The organism is Actinomadura fibrosa, from assembly GCF_900659615.1.
In the GTDB taxonomy this organism is placed as follows: Bacteria; Actinomycetota; Actinomycetes; order Streptosporangiales; family Streptosporangiaceae; genus Spirillospora; species Spirillospora fibrosa.
Map to the genome: position 1 here is coordinate 1 of NZ_CAACUY010000346.1, position 7695 is coordinate 7695.

Consider the following 7695-nt stretch of genomic DNA (forward strand, 5'->3'; position numbering starts at 1 on the left):
GTGCCCGCGAGCGCGCGGAGGGCGGCGCCGGCCGCGCGGCGCAGCTCCTCGGGACCGGGCTCGGCGCCGAGGCCCGCGGCCACGACCACCGGGGCGCCGATCGCACCGAGGGTGGGCAGCTTGATGACCTCGCCGGCCTTGCCGGTGGCGCCGAGCGCGCGCAGGGCGTCCGCGAGCTTCCCGGAGAGGGCCTGGTCGAGGTCTTCGGAGCCGGCGGCCGGTGCGGCACCCGCCTCGGCGGGGGAGACGCCGATCACGATCGCGTCGACGTCGAGGCCGGCCGGTGCTGCGCTGTCAAGGCTGATGCTCGTCACGTAGCCCGATGTTAGTCCTCCGCGTGACCGGTTTCGTCCTTTGTCTATTGCAAAGCCCTTGGCGTCAGGCCCTGGCGGGCCCTCCTTCAACGGGCTTCGCGGCGATCGCTGCATCGCTCCGAACTCGCCCTGGCGGGCTCGCTTCGCGATCAAGTTCTCGCAAGCTCGAACTTGGCTTCGCACGCGATCGCAACGTTTCCGGTCGTCGGGGGTTGAGGCCAGGGCACGCTGGCGGACGCCCCGCAGGTGGCTGCGTGCCGACTAGGGCCGGCAGGTGGCTGATGTGCTGCGTTGCCGGGGTGGTGTGGGGTGGCGGAACGGCTTTTGGTGGTCGTGTCGTCGCAGGTCACAGGCATTTTCTTGGTCGCCTGGGTGGCGTTGTTGCCCGGCTATTCACCTATTCCAATGGGTTTAGTAGGTTAAGGCCGTGACCAGGAGAGACAACGCCGCGGAGGCCCTGACGCTCGCGGACGCGCGGCGGCTGCGTGCCGATCGGGCCCGGCAGGTGGCGGACGTGCTGCGCCGCCAGGTGCTGCACGGCGCGTTCCGTGGCGGCGCCCTGCCGGCCGAGGCCGACCTCGTCCGCGAGTTCGGGACGTCCCGCAACACCGTCCGGGAGGCCCTGGACCTGCTGCGCGCCGAGGGCCTGGTCGAGCGCTGCCCCGGCGTGGGGACGCTCGCGGTGGCCGAGAAGTACCCGCACGGGCTGGAGCGGCTGCTCGGCCTCGCCGAGACGCTGCGCGAGCACGGCGAGGTCGCCAACGAGGTCCGGATGACCGGCCTGATCATGCCGTCCCGGGAGATCCGATCCCGGCTCCGGGTGCCCGAGGGGGAGCCCGTCGTCTACATCGAGCGGCTGCGGCGGCTCAACGGGCTGCCGCTCTCGCTCGACCTCACGTACGTGTCGCGGGACCTCGGCGAACCGCTGCTCGCCGAGGACCTCGCCCACAACGACATCTTCGTCCTGCTCGAAGGGATCGCCGGCCAGCCCCTCGGGCGGGCCGACGTCACGCTGGAGGCGGTCAACGCCGACCCCCACTCGGCGGCCACGCTCGACGCCCCGCGCGGGACCGCCCTGCTCATGCTCGAACGCCTCACCCACCTGGCCGACGGGCGCCCGGTGGACCTGGAGTACATCCGGTTCCGCGGCGACCGCATCACGATGAGCGGCTCCATGAGCCGCACCCCACCACCGCTGTAGCCCCGCAGCGCATCCGAGAACGCACACGAGCCGCGCAGCGCCGCGCGGTGTGCTCCGCATGTCCGGCCCGAGGCCGCCGACCCTGGAGAAACGCCATGTCCCTCGTGGAGAACCGTGCCGACGTCCCCGTGACCGTGGACGAGGCCCTCTGCATCGACGGCTGCACCCTGTGCATCGACGTCTGCCCCCTGGACGCCCTGGCCGTCCACCCCGAGACGGGGAAGGCGTACATGCACGTGGACGAGTGCTGGTACTGCGGCCCGTGCGCCGACCGCTGCCCCACCGGGGCCGTGACCGTGAACATGCCGTACCTGCTGCGCTGAAGGGCGTCCGATGAACAAGACCCTGGCGGCGGCCGCCGCCCTGATCCCGCTCGCCGCCGGCTGCACCGTGGCGGGCAACGCGTCCGGCGGGGACGGCTCCGACACGATCGTCGTCGGCTACCAGTCGAAGACGATCAACACGGTGACGGCCGGGACCCTGCTGCGCTCCCTCGGCGCGTTCGAGAAGCGCCTCAAGGACCTGGGGAAGGCCGAGGGCAAGAGCTACAAGGTGGTCTGGCAGGACTACGACACCGGCGCGCCGATCACCGCCCAGATGCTCGCCGGGAAGATCGATATCGGCTCGATGGGCGACTACCCGCTGCTGATCAACGGCTCGCGCTCGCAGGCGCAGGGCGGCGACGCGGAGACCGAATGGGTCTCGGTGACCGGCTACAACCTGCGCGGCTCGCTGAACGGCGTGGTCGTCTCCAACGCCTCCAAGGCGAGGACGCTGCGCGACCTCAAGGGCAAGGCCGTGTCGGCGAGCGTCGGGTCGGCCGGGCACGGGACGCTCGTCCAGGCGGCGCGCAAGTACGGGCTCGACGCCGCCAAGGACCTCAAGATCGAGAACCAGCAGCCGACCGTGGGCTCGTCGGCGCTCCAGGCCGGGAGCGCGGCGGCGCTCGCGCAGTTCGTCGCCTGGCCGGGCCTGCTGGTGAACAAGGGGCAGGCCCGGCTCCTCTACGACGGCGGCGCGCTGAACGTGCCGACGTTCCACGGCGTCGTCGTCCGCAAGCAGTTCGCCAAGGAGCGGACGAAGATCCTGGAGGCGTTCCTCGCCGCCCAGATCGACGCGACCCGCTCCCTGCACGCCGACCCCGTGAAGGCGGCGGAGTCGGTCGCGTCCTCCACCGGGCTGCCCGCCGAGACGGTGTACCTCTACAACGGCGCCGGGGGCGTCGCCACGTTCGACCCCACCATCAAGAAGGACCTGCGGGCCGCCTTCGTCCAGGACGTGCCGTTCCTGAAGTCCATCGGCGTCATCCAGACGCCGCTGAAGGTGGACCCCTTCGTCAACGACACCTACATCCGCAAGGTGGTGGGCGCGTCCTACGAGCGCGACGCCGCGTCCACGGCCAACCCCGCCGCCATCACCGGGACCGACGCGGTGTGCAAGACGGCGGTGAACGACCCGGCGACCGCCGGAGAGGTGTGGGTGGCGGGCGAGGCCAAGACGCGCCCTGTCGCCGACCCCGTCTGCCTGCTGCGGAACGTCCGCGCGCTCCAGGCCGAGGGCAAGAAGCTCCGTGCCGTCTACATCCCGGACGCGACGACCGGCACCCGCTGGTTCGCCGACAAGGACGTGTGGGTCGAGGACCCGTCCGCCAAGGCCGCGCAGAGGTTCAAGCCCTTCGCGACCCAGGAGGCCGCCGACAAGTACGTCGCCGCGCACTCCGGCGCAAAGGTCGTCGCCTACGCCGAGGCGGTGCGGCGCGCATGACCGGGGTCCTCCGCTGGCCGGTGCGGCTCGCGTCCCTGCTGGCCGCGCTGGCGGTATGGCAGGTGCTGACCGCCGCGAACGTGCGGCTGTGGGTGCGGTTCGACCGCTTCCCCGGCCCGCTGGACGTGGCGCGGGAGTTCGGCCGCCAGCTCGAACACGGCCAGTTCTACCAGGACGTCGCGCAGAGCCTCGTCCGCATCCTCACCGGCTTCGCGCTGGCCGCCGTCCTCGGCGTCGTGCTCGGCGTCGCGACGGCCCGCTCGCGCTGGGCCGAGGACCTGCTCGGGCCGCTGTTCGAGGTGGCCCGGCCGATCCCGGCGATCGCGCTCGTGCCGGTCGCGATCCTGCTGTTCCCGGCGAACGAGCAGGGCATCGTCTTCATCACCTTCGTCGCCGCGTTCTTCCCGGTGCTGGTGAGCACGCGGCACGCGGTGAAGGCCCTCCCGGTCGTCTGGGAGGACGCGGTGCGCACGCTCGGCGCGTCCCGGGCGCGGGTGCTGCTCCGCGTCGTCCTGCCGGGCGTGCTGCCCGGCGTGTTCGGCGGCCTGTCGATCGGGATGGGCGTGGCGTGGATCTGCGTCATCTCCGCCGAGATGATCTCCGGCGACTTCGGCGTCGGCTACCGGACCTGGCAGGCCTACACGATCGTCGACTACCCCGGCGTGCTCGTCGGGATGGCCACCATCGGGCTGCTCGGCTGGCTCACCTCCGCCTCGGTGGAGCTGGCCGGACGCCGGCTGACCCGCTGGCTGCCGAGGGAGGAGCGCCGATGAGCGGCGGACCGGTGGACGGCGCGCCCAGGAGTCTCCGCGCGGGTACGCGCGCTGCGGCCCGTGCGGCGGCCCGTGCGGCGACCCGTGCGGAGGCGCGTGCGGGGGCGTTGCCTCTGCGGGCCGAAGGGGTGACCCTCGGGTACGGCAAGGGCAGTCCCGTGCTGACCGGCCTCGACCTGGAGGTCGCGGCGGGGGAGATCCTCGTGGTGCTCGGGCCGTCCGGCTGCGGCAAGTCCACCCTGCTCCGGGCGTTCGCCGGGCTGCTCCCGGTCACGGCCGGGCGCGTCCTCGCGGACGGCGTGCCCGTCACCGGCACGTCCGCCGACCGGGCGCTGATGTTCCAGGACGACGCGCTCCTGCCCTGGCGCACCGCGCGCCGCAACGTGGAGCTGGCCCTCGCCCTGCGCGGCGTCCGGCGCGCCGAGCGCCGCGCCGCCGCCGCGCTGGAGGGGTTCCCGCTGCTCGCCGCCGCCGAGTCGGCCGGCTCCCTCGTCGCCGCCGAGATGAGCCACGACGGGCTGCCCTGGTCGGCCGAGGAGCACGACGCGCTGCTCACCGAGCTGCTCGGGCCGCGGCCCACCGGCGGGCTGCGCCCGCGCGTCCTCCAGGACCTCGCCGACCGCATCAGCGCCGCGTTCGGCGGGCGCGCCCACGTCAACCCCGACTCGCCCGCCCAGATCATCAAGGCGTTCGCGGCGGCGGGCCTGCCCGTTTCGTCCACCCGGGCGCACGTCCTCAAGCGCCTCGACCATCCCGCCGTCCCGCTGCTGCTGGAGTACAAGGAGCTCGCGCGCCTGCACGCCGCGCACGGCTGGGCCTGGCTCGACACGTGGGTGAGCGGCGGGCGCTTCCGCCCCGAGTACGTGGTGGGCGGCGTCGTGTCCGGGCGCTGGGCGACCAACGGCGGCGGCGCCCTCCAGATCCCGCGCGTCCTGCGCCGGGCCGTCGTCGCCGACCCGGGCTGGCGCCTCGTGGTCGCCGACGCCGCGCAGCTCGAACCCCGCGTCCTCGCCGCGCTCGCGGGCGACCGCGCGTTCGCCGACGCGGCCGCGCACGGCGACCTGTACGCCGCCCTGTCCGACGCCTTCAGCGCGGGCCCCGCCCACGGCCCTGCCCGTGATCGAGGCGGCGGGAGCCGGCGCGACCCCGACGCGCTCGGCCCGCGCGACAAGGCGAAGCTCGCGCTGCTGTCGGCGATGTACGGCGGCGGGACGGGCGAGGCGGTGCAGCTCCTCGGCGTGCTCAGGAGCCGCTTCCCGGACGCGTTCGAGTACGTGGAGGCCGCCGCCCGGGCGGGGGAGCGGGGCCTGCTCGTCCGGTCGCGGCTGGGGCGGACGTGCCCGCCGCCGTCCGCGGGCTGGCGCGAGCTGACCTCCGCGGGCGACGACGACGGCGAGGCGGCGGCGGACGGAGCGGCCCGCGGCTCCGCGGCGCAGGCGTTGCGGAGCCGCGGCCGGTTCACCCGCAACTTCGTCGTGCAGGCGACCGCCGCCGACTGGGCGCTCGCGCTGCTCGGCTCGCTGCGCCGCAGGCTGGCCCGGCTCGGCCCGCCGCGCCTCGTGTTCTTCCAGCACGACGAGGTCATCGTCCACACCCCCGCCGAGCTGGCCGGCGAGGTCGGCGAGGCGGTCCGCGCCGCGGCGGAGGAGGCGCGCCGCCTGCTGTTCGGCGGCACGCCCGTCGTGTTCCCGATGGAGATCGCCGTCGTCGACCGCTACTCCGACGCGAAGTGACGCCGATGGCCCCGACGACCGTGCTGATCGAGATCCGCTACGCGGGAGCGCAGCAGGACGAGCGGGACGCGGCGAAACGGGCGCTCGCCGCCGCGCTGGACGTGCCCGGAGCGGACGTGGCGGCCGGGCCGGGCAACACCGTGCAGGTCCGCGCCACGCTGGAGGCGGACGGTCCGCTCGACGCCGCCGGCCTCCTCGACGAGGCCCTGGCACGCGCGCTCATGGCGGCGGGCCTCTTCGAGGAGTTCGACGTCGCCCGCCGCCTCGTGCACGCGGCGCCGACCGAGGAGGCGGACCGGCTGTTCGCCTGGTCCGCCGAGTTCAGCGCCCGTCCCGCTGGAGGCGCCGGAGGTGCGCGGCGAGGGCGCGGATGGTGTTCGCGGCGGCGACGGCGTGGCCGCGGGCGTTGAGGTGGAGCTCGTCGGCGCTGTAGATGCCGGGGTCGGTGCCGACCGGCGCGTCGGGCGGGTTGTCGACGTGCACGGCGCCGTGCTCCGCCGCGATCTCGGCGGTCAGCGCCCCGAGCCGCCGCGTCCGGTCGGAGATCGTCGCCCGGTACCGGGCCGGGCCGAGGCCGGCGGCCGCGATGTCGAACAGCCCGATCGTGAGGACGTCGGCGCCCGCGCCGCGCAGCGCCGCGACGATGGCCCCGAGCTCGCGGCGCACCGCGTCCTCGTCGAAGCGGGGCCGCAGCATGTCGTTGCCGCCGGCCGCGACGATCGCGAGGTCGGGGCGGAAGTCCAGCGCCGGCCGGAGCTGCTCGGCGGCGACCTCCGCGGCGACGCGGTCGCGGCGGCCGAGGTTGCGCGCCGCGAGGTCCGGCGCGGCGGCGCGCAGCGCCTCCTCGACGCGGTCGGCCCACGACAGGTCCCGGTAGCCGGGCGCCGGGTCGCGGATCCCCTCGGCGACGCTGTCGCCGATCGTCACGAGCCTGCGCCAGGGCGCGCCCGCGAGCAGCGCGGCGGCGTCGGGCAGCGGCAGGACGTCCGGGTCGGTGTACTCGTCGGCGGGCAGGGCGGGCGATGCGGTCATGGTCACTTCCCGGTGGTCTCGGCGGCCGGGCGGGGCGCGCGGACGGTCAGCAGGAGCCCGACGACGGCGGCGGCCGCGATCGCGAGCGTGCAGAACAGGTAGACGGCGATGTAGTCGTCGTGCTCGGCGGCGTCGGGCAGCAGCGCGGCGAGCACGGCGACGCCGAGCGCGCCCCCGAGCTGCCGGGCGGTGGTGTTGAGGCCGGTCGCGCCCGCGAAGCGCTGCGGCCCGACCGACAGCGCGGCGGCGGTCGCGGTGCCGGTGGTGAGCATCCCCATGCCCGTCCCGACCAGCAGCCCGACCGGCAGCCACAGGGTGAGGAAGTGCGGCTCGGACGGCAGCGTCGCGAGCACCCAGATCCCGGACGCGACCATGACGAGCGCGCCGCCGGTCACCGCGGGGCGGACGCCGATGCGCCCGGTCAGCCGGCCCATGACGAGGGCCGCGGCGGTGGCGGTGAACGCGCCGGGCGTCGAGGCGAAGCCCGCCTTGAGGATCGAGTAGTGCCACTCCCCGGTGAGGTAGAGGACGCCGACCAGCAGCCACGAGTACAGCGCCGTCCCGTACAGGAACGAGGCGGCGTTGGCGAGGGCGAACGAGCGGGTGCGCCACAGGGAGATCTCCAGCGCGGGGACGGGGTGCCGCGCGGACCGCCACAGCGCGAGAGCGGTCAGGACCGCTCCGCCGAGGAGCAGGCCGAGCGTGCGGGCGTCGCCCCAGCCCCAGTCCCCGGACTGCGTGACGCCGAGCGCGAGCGCGCCGACGCCGCCGCCCAGCAGGACGCTCCCGGCGAGGTCGGGCAGGCCGCCGTCCCGGGCCGCGGCGCGCGGCAGGCGCAGCCCGGCCAGCAGCATCGCGGCGCCGACCGGCACGTTGAT

The 7695-nt window shown here is 74.9% G+C and carries 9 protein-coding genes; 6 read left to right on the forward strand and 3 right to left on the reverse strand.

Going from position 1 to position 7695, the window contains the following annotated elements; translation table 11 throughout:
* On the reverse strand, nucleotides 1–314 hold a 314-nt coding region (locus tag E1300_RS45560; protein ID WP_278045436.1), incomplete at its 3' end, for a M17 family peptidase N-terminal domain-containing protein.
* Between the two features lie 427 nt (nucleotides 315–741).
* On the opposite strand from E1300_RS45560, the gene E1300_RS45565 reads away from it, so the two are divergent.
* The 6 genes from E1300_RS45565 to E1300_RS45590 all read left to right on the forward strand — a co-directional run bounded on the left by E1300_RS45565 (nucleotide 742) and on the right by E1300_RS45590 (nucleotide 6195).
* A complete protein-coding gene (locus tag E1300_RS45565) occupies nucleotides 742–1515 on the forward strand; it encodes a GntR family transcriptional regulator (RefSeq protein WP_131763496.1) in 774 nt (257 codons plus the stop codon).
* A 95-nt stretch (nucleotides 1516–1610) separates the two neighbouring features.
* Nucleotides 1611–1838 carry a 4Fe-4S dicluster domain-containing protein gene (locus tag E1300_RS45570; protein WP_131763497.1) on the forward strand — a complete coding sequence of 76 codons (228 nt, stop codon included), beginning with the start codon at nucleotides 1611–1613 and terminating at the stop codon, nucleotides 1836–1838.
* Between the two features lie 10 nt (nucleotides 1839–1848).
* Nucleotides 1849–3279, forward strand: coding sequence for an ABC transporter substrate-binding protein (locus E1300_RS45575; protein ID WP_131763498.1), 1431 nt, complete (start codon nucleotides 1849–1851; stop codon nucleotides 3277–3279).
* Nucleotides 3276–4052, forward strand: coding sequence for an ABC transporter permease (locus E1300_RS53125; protein WP_131763499.1), 777 nt, complete (start codon nucleotides 3276–3278; stop codon nucleotides 4050–4052). Before E1300_RS45575 ends, E1300_RS53125 begins: the two co-directional genes overlap by 4 nt.
* Nucleotides 4049–5785 (forward strand): bifunctional 3'-5' exonuclease/DNA polymerase, encoded by a 1737-nt coding sequence (locus E1300_RS45585; protein ID WP_131763500.1) that lies wholly within the window; start codon nucleotides 4049–4051, stop codon nucleotides 5783–5785. The genes E1300_RS53125 and E1300_RS45585 overlap by 4 nt, the downstream gene beginning before the upstream one ends.
* A 5-nt stretch (nucleotides 5786–5790) precedes the next feature.
* Nucleotides 5791–6195 (forward strand): hypothetical protein, encoded by a 405-nt coding sequence (locus E1300_RS45590; protein WP_131763501.1) that lies wholly within the window; start codon nucleotides 5791–5793, stop codon nucleotides 6193–6195.
* Here E1300_RS45590 and E1300_RS45595 read toward each other — a convergent pair.
* Nucleotides 6107–6817, reverse strand: coding sequence for an SGNH/GDSL hydrolase family protein (locus E1300_RS45595; RefSeq protein WP_131763502.1), 711 nt, complete (start codon nucleotides 6815–6817; stop codon nucleotides 6107–6109). The genes E1300_RS45590 and E1300_RS45595 overlap by 89 nt on opposite strands.
* A gap of 2 nt (nucleotides 6818–6819) precedes the next feature.
* The coding region (locus tag E1300_RS45600; protein ID WP_131763503.1) for an MFS transporter at nucleotides 6820–7695 on the reverse strand (876 nt) is incomplete at its 5' end.

Coding starts and splice junctions, on each gene's coding strand:
- E1300_RS45570 (WP_131763497.1), top strand. CDS start 1,611: ATGTCCCTCGTGGAGAACCGTGCCGACGTCCCCGTGACCGTGGACGAG.
- E1300_RS45575 (WP_131763498.1), top strand. CDS start 1,849: ATGAACAAGACCCTGGCGGCGGCCGCCGCCCTGATCCCGCTCGCCGCC.
- E1300_RS53125 (WP_131763499.1), top strand. CDS start 3,276: ATGACCGGGGTCCTCCGCTGGCCGGTGCGGCTCGCGTCCCTGCTGGCC.
- E1300_RS45585 (WP_131763500.1), top strand. CDS start 4,049: ATGAGCGGCGGACCGGTGGACGGCGCGCCCAGGAGTCTCCGCGCGGGT.
- E1300_RS45590 (WP_131763501.1), top strand. CDS start 5,791: ATGGCCCCGACGACCGTGCTGATCGAGATCCGCTACGCGGGAGCGCAG.
- E1300_RS45595 (WP_131763502.1), bottom strand. CDS start 6,817: ATGACCGCATCGCCCGCCCTGCCCGCCGACGAGTACACCGACCCGGAC.